Source organism: Christiangramia oceanisediminis, assembly GCF_022570735.2.
GTDB classification, from domain to species: domain Bacteria; phylum Bacteroidota; class Bacteroidia; order Flavobacteriales; family Flavobacteriaceae; genus Christiangramia; species Christiangramia oceanisediminis.
The window spans coordinates 207,352-224,888 of the sequence record NZ_JANCNS010000002.1; the positions used below are offsets into that span (position 1 = coordinate 207,352).

Genomic DNA, 17,537 nt, shown 5'->3' on the forward strand with positions numbered 1-17,537 from the left:
TCTGATTAACTATTGTTCTATTTGAAATTTTATATTTGCCAATTCCAAAATGTTAAAAAAAATTGTCTTGATATCTGAATCTCAGAAAGAAATAATTTCCACGTCAAAAATACTGGTAACAGGAGGTGCCGGATTCATTGGTTCTAATTTGTGTGAAAAACTTATCGACCTAGGAGCTAAGGTTAGATGCCTCGATAATTTTGCTACTGGTTATAAAAGCAATCTGGATGCGATCATTGATAACCCCAATTTTGAGCTTATTGAAGGTGATATTAGGGATCTTGAAACATGTCACAAAGCATGTGAAGGAATAGATTATATTTTTCATGAAGCAGCTTTGGGTTCCGTCCCCAGGTCTTTAAAAGATCCAATTACCAGTAACGAGGTGAACGTTAGTGGGTTTTTGAATATGCTGGTTGCTGCCAGGGATGCTGGCGTTAAGAGATTTATTTATGCCGCTAGCTCTTCTACTTATGGTGACTCAGAAAAACTACCAAAAGTTGAAGATAAGATCGGAAAGCCACTTTCACCCTATGCCATTACAAAATACGTGAATGAATTATATGCCGATATTTTCCAAAAATCATATCAATTGGATACAATAGGTTTAAGGTATTTCAATGTATTCGGTAGAAAACAGGATCCTAATGGAGCCTATGCAGCTGTGATACCGAAATTTGTAATGCAATTCATGAAGTATGAAAGCCCGGTAATTAATGGTGATGGTACATACTCCAGGGACTTTACTTATATAGATAACGTGATTCAGATGAATCTTTTAGCTATGACAGTCCAGGATGAAAAGGCTGTGAACCAGGTATATAATACCGCGGTAGGGGATCGTACAAATCTGGTAGAGTTAACTCAATTGCTTAAGAAGCATTTATCTGCATTTGACCCGGAAATCGCAAAAGTGGAAGTGAAACATGGGCCTAACCGCCCTGGTGATATTCCGCATTCGCTTGCTTCTGTGCAAAAGGCTAAAGATTTACTGAATTATGATCCCAAATACCATATCGATGAAGGTCTACGAGAAGCGGTAAAATGGTATTGGAATAACTTATAATAAACAATATTTTAATGAACAATAGAAAGATCGCCGTTATAGGGCTAGGTTATGTTGGATTGCCTTTAGCTCGCCTTTTTGCAACGAAATATCCTGTCGTGGGATTTGATATCAACAACAATCGTGTGAACGAGCTCATGCAGGGAAAGGATCTTACATTAGAAGTTGAGGATCACTTGCTTCAATCGGTGCTCAAAACTGAGGTTTCCGGTGAAAGCGGGCTTTACTGTACTACTGATATAAATGATATTAAGGATTGTAATTATTTCGTAATTACAGTGCCTACGCCGGTAGATAAAAATAATCGACCAGACTTGACACCTCTATACAAAAGTAGCGAAACGGTAGCAAAAGTTCTGAAAAAGAATGATATAGTGATCTATGAATCAACTGTTTATCCGGGGGTAACTGAAGATGAATGTGTTCCCGTTCTGGAAAAGGAAAGCGGGTTAAGGTTTAACGAAGATTTTTTTGTAGGATATTCTCCGGAACGTATCAACCCTGGGGATAAGGAGCACACCGTAGAAAAGATTCTTAAAGTTACTGCAGGTTCAACTCCCGAAATAGGAGAGCAAGTAAACGAATTATATGCCTCTGTAATTACGGCCGGAACTCATCTTGCACCCACCATTAAGGTGGCCGAAGCTGCTAAGGTGATTGAGAATTCTCAACGGGATATAAATATTGCTTTTGTAAATGAACTTGCCAAGATTTTCAATATGATGAATATTGATACTCAGGCAGTTTTAGAAGCAGCAGGAACTAAATGGAATTTTTTACCTTTTAAACCTGGTCTGGTAGGCGGACATTGTATTGGTGTTGATCCGTATTATCTTGCACAGAAAGCCCAGGAAATAGGTTATCATCCAGAGATAATCCTTGCTGGTAGGAGAATGAACGATAGTATGGGGCAATATGTAGCCAGCGAAGTGGTTAAACTAATGTTGCAAAATGATCTGAAAGTAAAAGGTGCAAAGGTTCTTGTATTGGGGATCACTTTTAAAGAAAACTGCCCTGATGTAAGAAATACCAAGGTTGTTGATGTAATTAAAAACCTTAATGACTATGGTGTGGAGCTAACGATTCACGATCCTTTGGCCAATCCTGAAGAGGTTAAACATGAATACGGTTTACAAACAACGAGGGAAATACCGAAGGATGATTTTGATGCTATTGTTCTTACCGTGGCACATAAAGAGTTTTTAAATATTGATTTAAACTCCTTAAAATCGAATGGTGCTGTTGTTTATGATGTTAAAGGCGTTTTGGGGGATAAATGCGATAGAAAGCTTTAATTATCTAAGTTTTCTGCAAATAATATAAATATGAAAATAAAAAATATTTGTTGCATTGGGGCTGGTTATGTTGGAGGACCAACCATGGCTGTGATCGCTCAGAAATGTCCTGAAATAGATATAACGGTTGTCGATATAAACGAAAAAAGAATTGCTGCCTGGAATGATGAGAATGTCGATAATATTCCAATTTACGAGCCAGGGCTTTCGGAAATCGTTGAAGAAGCTAGGGATAGAAATTTGTTTTTTTCAACCGATATTGATGCTGCCATTGATAAGGCAGACATGATCTTTATATCTGTGAATACTCCTACCAAGACCTATGGAATTGGAAAGGGTATGGCTGCCGATCTTAAATACATTGAATTATGTGCCAGGCAGATTGCCAGGGTTGCAAAGGACGATAAGATCGTAGTAGAAAAGTCTACTCTTCCAGTAAGAACTGCCCAGGCATTGAAAGATATTCTCGATAATACCGGGAATGGAGTGAATTATCAGATCCTCTCCAATCCTGAATTTCTTGCTGAAGGAACCGCTGTGGATGATTTAATGGATCCAGACCGTGTTTTAATAGGAGGGGACATCGATACTTCTGAAGGTGAGGAAGCCGTTCAGGCACTTGTAGATATATACGCACATTGGGTTCCAGAAGATCGGATTCTCACTACCAATGTCTGGTCTTCAGAATTATCAAAATTAACGGCAAACGCTTTTCTTGCACAACGTGTTTCCAGTATCAATGCCATGTCTGAGCTTTGTGAAAAGACAGGTGCTGATGTTAATGAAGTTTCGATAGCGGTAGGCATGGATTCCAGGATAGGTTCCAAATTCCTTAAATCATCGGTTGGTTTTGGAGGCTCCTGTTTTCAAAAGGATATTTTAAACCTTGTTTATATTGCTAAAAGCTTCGGGTTAAATGAAGTAGCTGATTACTGGGAGCAGGTGATTATTATGAACGACCACCAGAAAAAGCGGTTTGCATCCAACATCGTCAAAACCCTTTACAACACAGTTTCAGGAAAAAAGATAGCTTTTCTGGGCTGGGCATTTAAAAAAGATACAAATGATACCCGTGAGTCTGCAGCGATCTATGTCGCCGATTATCTTTTGAATGAGCAGGCAGAAATCGTCATCTACGATCCAAAAGTAAGGGCTGAACAAATTTATGCCGATCTGGATTATTTGAATACCAGAACCGAAGAAGAAAACCGGAAGCAGGTTAAGGTTGTAAACTCAGCCTACGAAGCCTGTGAAGAGGCACATGCCGTGGCATTGCTTACCGAGTGGGATGAATTTAAGGAATTGGACTGGAAAAAGATATATGAAAGCATGTTAAAGCCGGCTTTTCTTTTTGATGGTAGAAGATTACTGGAAAGAAAGACAAAGGAAAAAATAGGCTTCGAATTTTATGCTATAGGGAGTTAATATGAAAATTTTAGTGACCGGCGCAGCCGGATTTATTGGTTTTCATTTATCCAGATTATTGGTTGAATCGGGACATACAGTCGTTGGCCTGGATAATATCAATGATTATTATGATCCGCAATTAAAGTATGACCGGTTAAATGAGCTTGGGATTTCAAAAGAGGATGCTGGTAAATTCAATGAGATCTGTTCAGGTAGCAAATTTGAAAATTTTGAATTTATTAGGTTGAACCTAGAGGATCGGGAAAGCCTTCCAGAGCTATTTAAAAGATTCCATTTCGAGAAGGTTGTAAATCTTGCCGCTCAGGCAGGAGTACGATACAGCATAGAAAACCCCGATGCTTATATAGATAGTAATCTGGTAGGTTTTGCAAATTTACTGGAATGTTGCAGGCAGCATAAGGTAAAGCAACTTATATATGCGAGTAGTTCAAGTGTGTATGGTCAGAATAAAAAAGTACCTTTTTCTACTGAAGACAATGTGGATCATCCTATAAGCCTGTATGCCGCCACAAAAAAGAGCAACGAACTTATGGCCTACACCTATAGTCATTTATATGGTTTTGCAACCACAGGTCTGAGGTTTTTTACGGTTTATGGCCCCTGGGGCAGGCCAGATATGGCCATGTTCCTTTTTACCGATGCCATTATAAAAGGAAAACCTATAAAAGTTTTTAATAATGGAGACCAGGAAAGGGATTTCACTTTTATAGATGATATTGTAAAGGGAGTTGCAAAAATAGTTGATAAGCGGGAAAATAAAGGTCACTCGCTGTACAATATCGGTAATAGTCAACCGGTGAATTTGCTTGGATTTATTGAAGAAATAGAGCAGAAACTTGGTATATCCGCTAAAAAGGAGATGCTGCCAATGCAGCCCGGAGATGTTCAAAGAACCTGGGCAGACGTTGAATCACTGAAAAAAGATTTTGCTTACAAACCAGATACCACTATATCGAAAGGGGTAGAAGCCTTTGTAAATTGGTATAAGAATTATTACTTACAATCCTAATCAGATTTAAATCTACTTAATAGATGAATGAAATACTTGAATTAATAGGAAGAGATAAGGCCCTTTTTCTGGAGGATATTAGTGAGAATGAAAGGGAGCTTAAATCAAAAGTTTCTAATTCAAGCTTTTTGGTTTTAGGAGGAGCGGGATCCATAGGGCAGGCAGTAACCAGGGAGATCTTTAAAAGAGAGCCAAAGAAACTGCATGTAGTTGATATAAGTGAGAACAATCTTGTGGAGCTGGTAAGGGATATAAGAAGTTCTTTTGGTTATATTGAAGGGGAGTTCAGGACATTTGCACTGGATATAGGTTCTATAGAATATAATGCTTTTATTAAAGCCGATGGTAAGTATGATTATATTTTAAACCTTTCGGCACTTAAACATGTTCGAAGTGAGAAGGATCCTTTCACTTTGATGCGTATGATAGATGTAAACATATTTAATACTGATAAGACCATAGCTCAGGCGATAGATAAAGGAACGAAGAAATATTTTTGCGTTTCTACCGATAAGGCCGCAAATCCGGTTAATATGATGGGTGCTTCCAAAAGAATTATGGAAATGTTCCTGATGAGAAGAAGCAGGGACATTTCGATTTCTACTGCCCGTTTTGCAAATGTTGCATTTTCGGATGGTTCTTTGTTACACGGGTTTAATCAAAGGATTCAGAAAAAACAACCGATCGTCGCACCCAATGATGTAAAACGTTATTTTGTTACACCTCAGGAAAGTGGGGAACTTTGCCTGATGTCCTGCATTTTTGGAGAGAACAGGGATATATTTTTTCCTAAACTTAGTGAGGAACTACATTTGATTTCCTTCGCCGATATTGCCGTTAAATTCCTTAATCAAAGAGGCTATGAAGCTTATCTATGTAGGGATGAAGATGAAGCCAGGGAACTGATCAATACACTTCCTCAACAAAATAAATGGCCTTGCCTGTTCACCGGAAGTGATACCACAGGAGAAAAGGATTTTGAAGAGTTTTTTACCGATAATGAGACTCTGGAACTTGAAAAATTTACAAATCTGGGAGTTATAAAAAATGCATTAAATGTTGAAAATGATAAGCTTCAAAAATTTGAGAATGTGATAGGTGAGATGCGAAAGAAACACCAATGGACCAAAGAGGAGCTTGTTGAACTTTTCTTTTATATGATTCCCAACTTCGGGCACCTGGAAACAGGGAAGTATCTGGATAGTAAAATGTAATAATTATTTTGATTGTAAAACCCGAAATAGTTTTAGTTGGAGGAGGTGGTCACTGCCATTCTGTGCTGGATGTTATTGAACAGGAAAATATGTTCATTATAAAGGGAATTATTGATAATAATCTCCCTATCAACCATAATATTCTTGACTATAAGATAATTGGTGCTGATAAAGATATTCCTCACCTAGCTAAAGATCAGGTTTACTTTTTAATAACTGTTGGTCAAATTAAATCTTATTCAGTACGGCTGAAACTCGCCAAACTTTTGGAGAAGCATGAATGCAAGATAGCTTCTGTAATATCTCCCAGAGCTTATGTTTCACGTCACGCAAGGATAGGTGAAGGAACTGTGGTTATGCATAATGCTTTTGTTAATGCTAATGCACAAATAGGAAAGCATTGTATTATCAATACTAATGCTGGAATTGAGCATGACTCAATTATAGGCAATTTTTGTCATGTTTCTACAGGATCCATTGTTAATGGAGATTGCACTGTAGGAGATGGATGTTTTCTTGGTAGTCATTCTACCATTTCAAATGGAATGAAAATAATTGAAAACTCTGTAATTGGAGCGGGTAAATTCTTTAAATAAAAACAATACTCAATGGATTATAATATACCATTATTCGATCTTAATTATGACGATAAGGAAGAGAATGCGGTACTTGATGTTCTGCGCTCCAAATGGATTTCCACAGGACCTAAATCACAAGAGCTGGAGGAGATGTTTTGCGAATACTTTAAGGTAGAGCATGCGGTAAGTTTGACCAATTGCACCGTAGCCTTACATCTTGCTATGGAAGTTTTAGGGCTACAGGAAGGAGATGAAGTTATTTGCCCATCCTTGACCTTTGTTGCAACAGCAAATGCCATTAGATATGTAGGAGCTAAACCCGTTTTTGCCGATATAAAAAGTGAGGAAACGCTTACTATAGATCCTGAACATATTAAAAAGCTTATCACGGATAAGACCAAGGCAATAGTGGTAATGCACTATGCAGGATTTGCCTGTGAAATGGATGAAATACTATCTATAGCCAGAGAAAATAATCTCAAGGTTATTGAGGATGCCTGTCATGGACCATTGTCAGAATTTAAAGATAAAAAGCTTGGAACTATAGGTGATGTTGGATGTTTCAGTTTTTTTAGTAATAAGAATTTAAGTACCGGTGAGGGAGGAATGTTACTTACGAATAATAGGGAGTTGGCTGAAAAAGCAAAACTAATGCGTTCACATGGTATGACAACCATGTCTTATAATCGTGCAAAAGGTCATTCCACTTCTTATGATGTAGTGGCTTTAGGTTACAATTATCGAATGGACGATATAAGAGCGAGCCTGGGAATTGTTCAATTGGGTAAACTTCCCGAAGATCTCGAAAAAAGAAGCAAAGTGAGATTTGCTTACGAAAGAGCTTTAGAATCAGTGAACAACATTAAAGTTCCTTTCAAGAATCATCCTTATTTCAGTTCAAACTATATATTTCCAATAGTTCTTTCTGAAAATGTAGAAAAGTCAAGAGATGAGATCAGGGATTTGCTTCATAAGTCTGGAATTCAGACAAGTATTCATTATCCTCCTGTACATTTATTCGATATTTATTATGATGAGAAAGAAAGAGGTTTAAGCAAAACCGAATCGGTATATAACAGGTTAATCACCCTGCCAATGTACGGAAAATTGGCAGAGGAGAAGGTGGATTATATTTGTAAGAAACTTAAAGAGTATGCAGTCTAAACAAGTTATTCTTATTGGTGGTTTTCATGAGGTTATTGAGCAGGTCCTTGCTTTAGACCTGGAGCTGATGGCAATTATCGATAATAATAAAACAGGAGAATATTATGGTATTCCGGTACTTGGAGGTGATAAGGAAGCTCAAACCAAACTGGAACGTTTCCCTAACAGTAAGTTGATTATCACTCCGGATAGCGGTAATATCCGAAGGCTGCTTTTTGAAGAATATTCCCGCTTTGCCAATAACTTTTTCACACTGATTTCAAAATATTCAATGATTTCCAGGTTTGCTGAAATTGGAAATGGTTGTATTATCAGTCAGAATGCACATATTTCGGCTGGAGTTCAAATTAAAAAATTTTGTAAAGTAAATGTTGGGGCTAATATTATGCATGATTGTGTGATTGAAGAATTCTCTACTATTGCTCCTAACGCCGTAATACTGGGGAATGTGGGAATTGGGAAGAATTGCTATATAGGAGCAAACTGCACCATTCTGCCTAATGTGAAAATTGGGAATAATGTGACCGTTGGTGCAGGAGCCGTTGTTACCAAAAATGTTGAGAATAATAAAATAGTTAAAGGGATACCCGCCAAGTAAAAGGTATATGGATAATTGGAAAAAATTAATAATTGAACCCGAAGAGAATATAAGATCTGCAATGCAGCTTATGGATGAGGTAAGATCAAAACTGCTTCTTGTATGCATAAACAATAAGTTCAAATCTGTTTTGAGTATTGGAGATATCCAGAGAGCTATCCTTTCTAATCATTCATTAGATGCAGAAATAAGCTCTATTTTAAGGAACCAGATTATTATCGCTTCAGATCAGGATAATGAGGAGGATGTGCGTAATCTTATGCTTCAACATCGTATTGAAGCAATGCCAGTAGTTGATGAAGAGCAGAACGTGATAGATGTTATTTTCTGGGATCAGATTTTTTCGGAAAAGAAGGGCATGGTAAATACTCTTCCTGATATCCCCGTAGTGATCATGGCTGGGGGAAAGGGAACTCGTTTAAAACCTATTACAAATATTATCCCTAAACCCCTTATACCACTTGGAGACAAACCTGTATTGGAGTGGATAATAGATTCTTTTAATGAGGTAGGAGTAAGGAATTTTCATTTGACAGTAAATTACAAACAGGATATGATTCGCAGTTATTTTGCGAATCAACCCAAAAGGGATTATAGCATTAATTATTTTGAAGAAAATAAGCCACTTGGTACTGCCGGCAGCCTTCACCTTTTAAAAGGTAAATTAAAAGAAACTTTTTTTGTTACTAATTGTGATATTCTCATCAAGGATGATTATTCTGAAATGCTGAAATATCATAAGTCCAATGGGAATGAACTCACTGCTGTAAGTGCGGTAAAGCACTTTAAGATCCCTTACGGTACTCTGGAGTTTGGAGAGAATGGTGTACTGGAAAAATTAAAAGAAAAGCCTGAGTATAACTTTTTTATTAATGCAGGAATGTATATCCTGGAGCCTCACCTTCTGGAAGAAATTCCTGAAGATGAATTTTTCCACATTACTACACTCATTGAGAAGATAATGGAAAGAAATGGCAAAGTTGGGATCTTTCCTGTAAGTGAAGGAAGCTGGATGGATATTGGTCAATGGGATGAATACAATAAGACCTCTCAAAAATTGGGTTATCCTGGAATTAATCTATAGAAAGCCTTAAACCAGATCTTCATGAAAAAGAATGTTCTAGTAGCCGGAATTGGACAGGCGAATTATATCATGCAATTATATGGTGAAATTGCTCCTAAATTACCCGGCTTTTCCTTTAATGCATTCAACCTTAAAGATTTTGGGGATAAGCAAATAGAAGTACAAGCTGTGTCCGTTTTTAATAGAGTATATTTTTTTAAGCCAGATTTAAAAAATATACTCACATTAAGCAGGGCAATAGTCCCTGTTCTCCTAAACAGGTATTTCTGGAAAGATTTAACTATGTATATTGCGGAAAAAGGCAATATTTTTTCAAATGGAGGATTGAGACTGTTTTTAAGACATGTTAATGCGTATTATTATGCCAACTTTATTGATAGAAAAACAGACACTGATATCATTCATTTACACTTCCCTAAACATATATTCGCCCTTTTCCTTAAATATTTAAAAAAGGATTATGAAGAGATATGGACTTATTGGGGCTCTGATATCTATCGCATTGATTCCTGGATAGACCATGAAATTCAAAACTCCAGTTTAGATTCGGTTGATTTAATTACTATGGCAACTCCTGAAATGGAGTTCACTTTACTTTCTCGTTTTGGCTTTCAATATAAGTATAAGATAAGAAGAGCTCGTTTTTTACATGACAGTAGCTATTATGAGTTAGCAGCAAACTTAATTTCAAATAGCGGATGGGAGAAAGGTTTTAAGACAGATTTTAATATACCTCCTGAAAAAATAATTATTCTCTTTGGACATAATGGTCATTTTGAAAATAACCATATACAGTTTTTAGAAACTCTATCCAAATTGCCTGAGAATATAGCTAATGAGTTTCATGTGATCTTTCCTTTTACTTATGGTGATCATAAAAAAGGATATCTTCAAGAAGTTAAAAAAATATCAGAGGAGATTTCTACTTCATTCCAGTTTATTGAAGATTTTATGGATTGGGAAGAGTTGGCAAAACTTAAAATCATTAGCGACGTCTACATTCACTGTCCTACAACTGATGGCCTAAGTGCTTTTTTAACGGAGTTTCTTTATACCAATAACCTCGCTATCGTTGGAAGTTGGTTGCCGTATAACACCTTCCGGGATTTTGGTCTATATTATAAAACCTTCGATAATTTTGAAAGTCTAAGGGAGATCTTAATAAGCTTGAAAGATAATATTAAAATTACGGCTGACCATCGATCATCAAATCAAAAAGTAATTAGTGATAATTTTTCAATTGATAAAATTAGCGGTGAATGGGTAAGGGTTTTTAAGGAATTTGAAATTAAACCTATAGTATAATCACATGAAATTACTTGATGAGTACAACCAATAAGATTTTTTCTGGAATTTTCTGGACTTCCATGCAGGCTGTAATCCAACGAGCCTTCAGATTCCTGGTAAAATTATTCCTTGCGCGTTTATTATTTCCGGAAGATTTTGGTATTGTTGGAATGGCTGTCGTTTTTACAAGTTTCATACAGGTATTTAGTGATTTAGGATTTGGCCAGGCATTAATTCAAAGAAAAAAGGAAAATCTATCTGATAACTATTATAATACAGCGTTCTGGACTAATATTGGATGGTCTATAATAATATATTTAATAATCGCATTTATTATTGGCCCATTTTCTACCTGGTTTTATGGGGAAGAAATTTTAAACAAAATTATTCCGGTCTTGGGAGTTAGTGTTTTGATAAATCCCATTATTCTAGTTCATCGGGCTAAACTCACGAGGGATTTAAATTTTAAAAAACTGGCAATCATTAACAATTCCAGCAATATAGGGGCTGGAATCTTAGCGATTATATTGGCATATACCGGCTTTGGCGTCTGGGCATTAATTTTTAATACTATTGCCCAATTTTTAATAGCTGTACCACTATATTTTTTTGCCACTAAGTGGACACCTAAATTAATATGGAATAAAGAATCTTTTAAAGATTTATTTGGATTTGGAATTTTTACATCTTCTTCAGCACTTATTTCAAGATTTGCGAATCAGGGAGACTATCTATTAATTGGTAAGTTTATAGGAAAGATTGAGTTGGGACTCTATTCCTTTGCATTTATAATAACAGATGCAATAAGATCCCAAATCAAATCTGTTATTAATTCGGTACTATTTCCGGTTTATTCCCAGTATCAGGATGAAAAGAGTAAGCAATTTAAAATATATACAAAAAGTATTTTTTATAATTCTTTGACTATAGTTCCTTTGATGTGCGTTTTATTTTTTGCTACTAATGCATTATTAATATTCTTTGGTGATAAATGGGAGGCTAGTTTAATCATAATCAAGATAATCGCTATTTCTGCTATAATAGAAACTATTACCACATCTTTCCCTAGCTTATTGAGGGCAAACAATTTGCCTGGTCTTGAATTCAAGATAGAAGCAATTAAAGTTTTAGTTTTCTATCTTCCACTAATATATTTAGGGGTTATTTACAATGGAATTGTAGGTGCTGCATCCGGTGTTTTGATTTCCAGGATATTAGGAGCGGTTATTAATTTAATTGTAATGGAGAGATGGTTAAACCTCTCATCGATAATTGTTCTAAAAGAGTTTTTTAAAGGTTTCCTTCCTTCTTTAATCTCTTTGATAATGTGTTATGTTATATTTTTTTATTTTGATTCTGAATTTATATTCAAACCCATTCTAAAGGCTTTTTGTCTAGTTACCCTTATAACTTTTTTAACTTATATTTTAAATAAAAAAGATTTAGAGAAACTATATGTTACTTTTAAAAATAGAAAGAATGTATAAACAGAATATCTCAAAATTTACTAATCATTATAAATTCACGTGAATAATTTGAAAACGCAATCATTATTGAAAATAAATTATGATTTCTATAGTAACAGCAACATATAATTCAGCTCACACAATTACTAAGGCAATAGACTCAATTGTAAAACAATCTTATAAAAAGTGGGAACTAATAATCGTTGATGATGGCAGTTCTGACGACACTGAAAAGATCATAAAGGGATACGACGATACCAGAATTAAATATTTTTATCAAAAGAATAAAGGAGTTGCTGCAGCGAGAAATGTAGGTGTAAAAGAGAGTCTGGGAGACTATATTATTTTCTTAGATGCCGATGATGAATTGTTTAATACTGCGATCGAAAATTTTTCGAATGTTTTGGAGACAAAAACGCCGGGAATTTGTTCAGGTGCCTACATTGATATTTTTAACAAATTAAATTATCCGAGAGATAAAGGTTCGTACTTCAATAATTATTTAATTAATAATTTATCTGGATCTTATATAGTTAGTAAGCAAATTTTTTTAGAAGTGGGGGGGTATGATATTAACCTTTCGCAATCAGAGAACTGGGAACTTTTTATAAGGCTTGTAGATATTTGTGATAAAAAAGGAATGGAGATTTTAGCTGAAAATTTTGTAACCTTTAAATATAATAGTGACCATAGTATAGAAAAAAATCTTAAAAGAAATATTGATACATTTAATTCTTATAAATATCTGTATAATAAATATAAGGACAATTCAGATTTAGGCCCTAACCTTCTATTTCTCTTTTCTGAAGTATCAGCATATAATGCTTTTAAAATAGGGAAGAAAAAGGAGGCTATTGAGTGGCAGATTAAAGCGATTAAAGAAAAGCCATTTAAATTAAAATCCTATATAAAAATACTTAGGTTTATTGTTGATAAAAACAATCTAAATGATGGATAACGAAAATAGTAATCTAATTTCTGTTATAACTCCTACATACAATCGAGGACACCTAATTGAACGAGCGATTCGAAGTGTTCTTAACCAGTCTTATGAGAATTTTGAATATCTGATAGTGGATGATGCCTCCACCGATAATACCCAGGAGGTAGTCAATAGGTTTGATGATCAAAGAATCCGTTATATTAGCTATGAAGAAAATGGAGGAAATGCTGTTGCCCGTAATGTTGGTGTGCAAAATGCTAGAGGAGACTATATAGCTTTTCTGGATAGCGATGATGAATTTCTTGAAGACTTTTTAGATAAAGCATTGAACCGGTTAGAAAATGTACCGGAAGCTTCTTTTTTGTGGTCGGGTACCAGAACTGTCAATTTAGACGGGAGTTATTACGATCGTATTTGGGTTCCTCAAACTAAAAAACATCCAAACCAGTTTTTGTATGAGCTGCATGTAGGTATAGGAAGAGGTTTTTTGATTAAGAAGGAGTGTTTTATCGGTTTAAAGTTTGATAAGCGTTTGCGAACGGCAGTCGACACAGATTTCCTGATTCGATTACGGCAAAATTTCACCTTTACTATACTTCAGGAAATTATGCTTAATATCCATACTCAACCCGGAAGTGTTAGAGCGAATTTTAGTGAAAAAAAGAAATCATATGCCACAATTATAGATAAGCATAAAAATATAATCGATAATGATCCTAAACTGAGCAGGAAGTGGTATTATAAATTATTCTGGCTTTCTTTGTATGACAACGATTTTAGTCTTGCCAGGGAAACATACAGCAAAATCAGGGATGGGAAAGCAAAAGCTGGATTCCTGTATTTAATTTTCAGGATTTTCCCTACAAACCAAGCAATCAAACTACACAAACAATTATCCCGTTAAAGACAGAAGTTTGGAAGATAAGAAAATAGTACTTTTTATAATTGACACCTTAGAGGTTGGAGGGGCTGAAAGAAGTATTCTGGAAATTGCAAGCAGATTTTCGGAATATAATCCCATTTTGGTTAGTTTATTTGAGGGGGACGCATTAAAACAGGAGTATATTAAAAGAGGAATTGAAGTTATAGGTCTCGATTTCAAATCCGGCACCAAACAACATATAATTTTAAATCGCCTGCAGGCCATTCTGGATGATAAAAATCCGCAGATTATCCATGCTACTTTGATAAGATCGTGCCTTATTTCAAGGAAATTAAAGCGTAAGCCTTCTGTTAAATTGATCAATAGTCTGGTGAACAATACCTATGGATTTCAGCGCTATAGGACCTTAAGCCCCGTAAGAGCTACAAAACTGTTTTATACTCAACTTAGAGACTTTATGTCTGTTTCCAAGGTGGACTATTTTTTTTCGAATTCTGAAACTATAAAAAATACTTCTGTCAGGGCATTAAAGATCGATACATCAAAAATTAAAGTAATTTATCGTGGTAGAGATCCTGAAGTATTTATAGACGTTGATGCAGATGTTTTGCGAAAAGATCTAAAGAAGTTGAATGAAACTCTCTATACCTGTGTTGGTAGGTTGATTGGGAGAAAAGGCCAGCTTGATCTGGTTGCAGCCTTCTCAGAACACTTGGAGAAACATCCAAATAGTAAATTGCTTTTAGTAGGAGAGGGACCGTTAAGGAATGATCTGGAAGCGAAAATAACAGCTTTGGACCTCGAAGAAAAAATCTTATTACTAGGTCAAAGAGATGATATACCGGAAATATTGACGTTGACCGATTATTTCATTTTCCCCTCCTATTACGAAGGCTTACCAGGGGCTCTTGTCGAAGCGATGTTTTCAAAAACTCCAATAGTAGCTTCGGGAATTCCGGAAAACCTAGAATGTATTAATGGTGATACTAGTTTAACTTTTAAAGCAGGTGATATCAAAGATCTTGTGTCAAAATTGAATGAGGCTACAGACATTTTATGGGAAAAAAAATTGCAATTAGCATATAAAAAGGCAATAGAAGATTTTTCCATTAAGAAAATAGTAAATAAGTATGAATTGACCTATGATGAATTAATCCATTCATGAAAATTCTTCAATTAGTTACTAAGCGTCAGTATAGAGGGGCAGAGGTTTTTGCCGCTAATTTAAGTATGGAGCTTATTGCTCTTGGACATACTATAATATTTGCTGGACTTTATAAAAATGAATCTAATATTCTTGAAGTTCAGGATGCGCGAAATGTTGATCTTTCCAATAAAAAGCACAATAACTTTTCCTTTAGCTTGCTGCGAAGTCTTATTGATTTGATTAAAAATGAAGATCCAGATGTGATACAGTGTAATGGTAGTGATACCTTAAAATATATGATTGCTGCAAGATTTATGGTTAAGAAAAAACCCATTCTATACCGTAATATTAGTACTATTAGCGAGTGGCTGGATTCGGATATAAAACTTACACTTTACAAAAAAATTTTTTCCAAGGTAGACCATGTAACATCTGTTGGTTCAGAATCCATACAGGATCTAATAACTACTTTGGAATATCCTGAAGAACAAACTTCAGTAATTAGAAGAGGTATACCGAATAAAAAAATTGAAGGAAGCAAGTTTTACGATAAAATTCGGAAGGAGCTAGGGCTTGATAAGGATGCTAAGATTGTAATGCATGTTGGCAATTTTAGTCCTGAAAAGAATCATATTCTGTTACTGGAAATATTTGAAGATTTAAAAAAGGATCATCCTGAAATTAAACTAGTTTGCGTAGGTGATGGAGTTACTTTTAAAAATATTCAGGAGGAGATTCATAATAGAAATCTAAAGGATGCGGTTTACCTTTTAGGTTTTAGAAAGGATATACCCGAACTGCTTTCTGCATCAGATTGTATCGTTCTTTCATCCCTTGTGGAAGGTGTCCCCGGTGTGATCTTAGAAGCTGCAGTGCAGGGGAAGCCTTCGGTCGCGTCTAATGTTGGTGGAGTAAAAGAAGTTCTTATAGATGGTGAAACCGGTTTTATAATCGATAATTTTGACAAACGGGATTTCAGTGAAAAATTAGCTAGAATTTGCATGGATCCTCAGCTTAGGCAGCAGTTAGGTGAAAATGCCAGGCACCTAGTTATAGACCAATTTAATCCGGTTAAAAACGCCAAGAAATTTGAAAATTTATATGCTAGACTAGCGGGTATACAGGTTAAGATCGATAAGAAAAAAGATTCGCTTAGAATTCTACAAATTATTCAGAAAAAGCAATACCGAGGTGCCGAAATTTTTTGCTGTCAGTTAGGAAATGAGTTGGAGAGAAAAGGTCATGTGGTTAAAATTTACAGTATTTACGATGGAAATGCCAAGTTACCATTCATAAAGCCTATTGAATCCTTAGAAAGAAAACAGGTTCTCCGTTATACAGATTTTTATGGATGGAAGGCGATTGCAGAGATCATCAATGATTTTAAGCCTGATATTGTCCAGGCTAATGCCTCAGACACCCTTAAATATACGGTGTTATCTAAAGAACTTTTCGGTTGGAGCACCCCAATTATTTTTAGAAATGCGAGTGTTACCAGTTATTATGTCACGGGTAAATTATCTAAAAAACTTAATCATTTTCTTTTCCAGAAGGTAAACTATATTGTTTCAGTTTCGGAATCATCTAAACGGGATTTAAATAAACTTTTTCCATTTACGAATCAAAAAACCGAGGTAATTAGTAATGGGGTAGATATAAACCTAGATGTTGACTCGGAGAATCCTTATAAATCGTGCGGACCAAATATTGTTCATGTTGGTTCTTTGACCATTGAAAAGAATCATTTAGAGCTTCTATATATCTTTAAAATGTTCCTGAATAAAAATCCTGGTGCTAAGCTTCATATTATTGGGGAGGGTGATTTAAAAGAGGAAATTGAAACAGAGGTAAATAGATTAAAACTGGACAAAGATGTTGTATTATACGGGGAAATGCGCCACCCTGAAGCATATATTAAATATGCAACTATGCTGGTTCTTCCTAGCTTAATTGAAGGCTTGCCTGGTGTAATCTTAGAAGCCATGAAGCTAAGAACCATTGTCGTAGCTTATGACGTGGGAGGAATTTCAGAAGTTTTAAATAATAATACTGGTTTTTTGGTTAAGCCTAATAACCTGGAGTCATTTGTGAAATCTATGGAGGTAGCTTTAAAAGAAAATCAGTCATCTAAAATTTCTGAAGCCAAAAAATTAGTCTCCACTAAATTCAATAATTCTGTTTTAGCAGAAAATTTCTTGCAGGTTTATAAGAAAACCATCTTAAAAAGAAACGAGAAATGAGGAAGATTCGGGTTTTACATATTATAAAATCCCTGGGGAGAGGAGGAGCTGAAATGTTGCTACCAGAAACCTTAGCGATTCATGATCAGAATAAATTTGAATTTCATTTTATATATTTTCTTCCCTGGAAAGATC

At 35.4% G+C, this 17,537-nt stretch carries 15 protein-coding genes; all 15 read left to right on the top strand.

The genetic code is table 11. The features are described 5' to 3' along the window. Positions 1 to 49 precede the first annotated feature (49 nt). The 15 genes from MKO06_RS08215 (at position 50) to MKO06_RS08285 (ending at position 17,402) form a co-directional block, all read left to right on the top strand. Positions 50 to 1,066, top strand: coding sequence for an SDR family oxidoreductase (locus MKO06_RS08215; protein ID WP_241551697.1), 1,017 nt, complete (start codon positions 50 to 52; stop codon positions 1,064 to 1,066). A 14-nt stretch (positions 1,067 to 1,080) separates the two neighbouring features. Beyond that, positions 1,081 to 2,361, top strand: coding sequence for a nucleotide sugar dehydrogenase (locus MKO06_RS08220; RefSeq protein WP_241551698.1), 1,281 nt, complete (start codon positions 1,081 to 1,083; stop codon positions 2,359 to 2,361). A gap of 30 nt (positions 2,362 to 2,391) precedes the next feature. After that, positions 2,392 to 3,786 (top strand): nucleotide sugar dehydrogenase, encoded by a 1,395-nt coding sequence (locus MKO06_RS08225; RefSeq protein WP_241551699.1) that lies wholly within the window; start codon positions 2,392 to 2,394, stop codon positions 3,784 to 3,786. Between the two features lies 1 nt (position 3,787). After that, positions 3,788 to 4,798 (top strand): NAD-dependent epimerase, encoded by a 1,011-nt coding sequence (locus MKO06_RS08230; RefSeq protein WP_241551700.1) that lies wholly within the window; start codon positions 3,788 to 3,790, stop codon positions 4,796 to 4,798. 23 nt (positions 4,799 to 4,821) lie between these two features. Then, complete coding sequence (locus MKO06_RS08235) at positions 4,822 to 6,012, top strand: UDP-N-acetylglucosamine 4,6-dehydratase (protein WP_241551701.1); 1,191 nt, start codon at positions 4,822 to 4,824, stop codon at positions 6,010 to 6,012. An 8-nt stretch (positions 6,013 to 6,020) separates the two neighbouring features. After that, complete coding sequence (locus tag MKO06_RS08240; protein WP_256946166.1) at positions 6,021 to 6,608, top strand: acetyltransferase; 588 nt, start codon at positions 6,021 to 6,023, stop codon at positions 6,606 to 6,608. A gap of 12 nt (positions 6,609 to 6,620) precedes the next feature. Beyond that, a complete protein-coding gene (locus tag MKO06_RS08245) occupies positions 6,621 to 7,754 on the top strand; it encodes a DegT/DnrJ/EryC1/StrS family aminotransferase (RefSeq protein ID WP_241551702.1) in 1,134 nt (377 codons plus the stop codon). Beyond that, positions 7,744 to 8,352, top strand: a complete 609-nt coding sequence (locus MKO06_RS08250; RefSeq protein WP_241551703.1) for an acetyltransferase — start codon at positions 7,744 to 7,746, stop codon at positions 8,350 to 8,352. The genes MKO06_RS08245 and MKO06_RS08250 overlap by 11 nt, the downstream gene beginning before the upstream one ends. 7 nt (positions 8,353 to 8,359) lie before the next feature. Continuing rightward, positions 8,360 to 9,436, top strand: coding sequence for a nucleotidyltransferase family protein (locus MKO06_RS08255; protein ID WP_241551704.1), 1,077 nt, complete (start codon positions 8,360 to 8,362; stop codon positions 9,434 to 9,436). Positions 9,437 to 9,457: 21 nt separating this feature from the next. Further along, positions 9,458 to 10,741, top strand: coding sequence for a glycosyltransferase family protein (locus tag MKO06_RS08260; RefSeq protein ID WP_241551705.1), 1,284 nt, complete (start codon positions 9,458 to 9,460; stop codon positions 10,739 to 10,741). 17 nt (positions 10,742 to 10,758) lie between these two features. After that, on the top strand, positions 10,759 to 12,210 hold the full coding sequence (locus MKO06_RS08265; protein ID WP_241551706.1) for a lipopolysaccharide biosynthesis protein: 1,452 nt from the start codon (positions 10,759 to 10,761) through the stop codon (positions 12,208 to 12,210). Between the two features lie 79 nt (positions 12,211 to 12,289). Then, positions 12,290 to 13,147, top strand: coding sequence for a glycosyltransferase family 2 protein (locus tag MKO06_RS08270; protein ID WP_241551707.1), 858 nt, complete (start codon positions 12,290 to 12,292; stop codon positions 13,145 to 13,147). Next, positions 13,137 to 14,036, top strand: a complete 900-nt coding sequence (locus tag MKO06_RS08275) for a glycosyltransferase family 2 protein (protein ID WP_241551708.1) — start codon at positions 13,137 to 13,139, stop codon at positions 14,034 to 14,036. Before MKO06_RS08270 ends, MKO06_RS08275 begins: the two co-directional genes overlap by 11 nt. A 10-nt stretch (positions 14,037 to 14,046) precedes the next feature. Next, positions 14,047 to 15,180, top strand: a complete 1,134-nt coding sequence (locus tag MKO06_RS08280; protein ID WP_241551709.1) for a glycosyltransferase — start codon at positions 14,047 to 14,049, stop codon at positions 15,178 to 15,180. Next, positions 15,177 to 17,402: a glycosyltransferase gene (locus tag MKO06_RS08285; protein WP_241551710.1), complete on the top strand. Its 2,226-nt coding sequence runs from the start codon at positions 15,177 to 15,179 to the stop codon at positions 17,400 to 17,402. Before MKO06_RS08280 ends, MKO06_RS08285 begins: the two co-directional genes overlap by 4 nt. The last annotated feature ends 135 nt before the right edge of the window (positions 17,403 to 17,537 follow it).

Excerpts from the sequence above, each read along its gene's own strand:
- MKO06_RS08215 (WP_241551697.1), top strand. The coding sequence starts at position 50 with ATGTTAAAAAAAATTGTCTTGATATCTGAATCTCAGAAAGAAATAATT.
- MKO06_RS08220 (WP_241551698.1), top strand. The coding sequence starts at position 1,081 with ATGAACAATAGAAAGATCGCCGTTATAGGGCTAGGTTATGTTGGATTG.
- MKO06_RS08225 (WP_241551699.1), top strand. The coding sequence starts at position 2,392 with ATGAAAATAAAAAATATTTGTTGCATTGGGGCTGGTTATGTTGGAGGA.
- MKO06_RS08230 (WP_241551700.1), top strand. The coding sequence starts at position 3,788 with ATGAAAATTTTAGTGACCGGCGCAGCCGGATTTATTGGTTTTCATTTA.
- MKO06_RS08235 (WP_241551701.1), top strand. The coding sequence starts at position 4,822 with ATGAATGAAATACTTGAATTAATAGGAAGAGATAAGGCCCTTTTTCTG.
- MKO06_RS08245 (WP_241551702.1), top strand. The coding sequence starts at position 6,621 with ATGGATTATAATATACCATTATTCGATCTTAATTATGACGATAAGGAA.
- MKO06_RS08250 (WP_241551703.1), top strand. The coding sequence starts at position 7,744 with ATGCAGTCTAAACAAGTTATTCTTATTGGTGGTTTTCATGAGGTTATT.
- MKO06_RS08255 (WP_241551704.1), top strand. The coding sequence starts at position 8,360 with ATGGATAATTGGAAAAAATTAATAATTGAACCCGAAGAGAATATAAGA.
- MKO06_RS08260 (WP_241551705.1), top strand. The coding sequence starts at position 9,458 with ATGAAAAAGAATGTTCTAGTAGCCGGAATTGGACAGGCGAATTATATC.
- MKO06_RS08265 (WP_241551706.1), top strand. The coding sequence starts at position 10,759 with ATGAGTACAACCAATAAGATTTTTTCTGGAATTTTCTGGACTTCCATG.
- MKO06_RS08270 (WP_241551707.1), top strand. The coding sequence starts at position 12,290 with ATGATTTCTATAGTAACAGCAACATATAATTCAGCTCACACAATTACT.
- MKO06_RS08275 (WP_241551708.1), top strand. The coding sequence starts at position 13,137 with ATGATGGATAACGAAAATAGTAATCTAATTTCTGTTATAACTCCTACA.
- MKO06_RS08285 (WP_241551710.1), top strand. The coding sequence starts at position 15,177 with ATGAAAATTCTTCAATTAGTTACTAAGCGTCAGTATAGAGGGGCAGAG.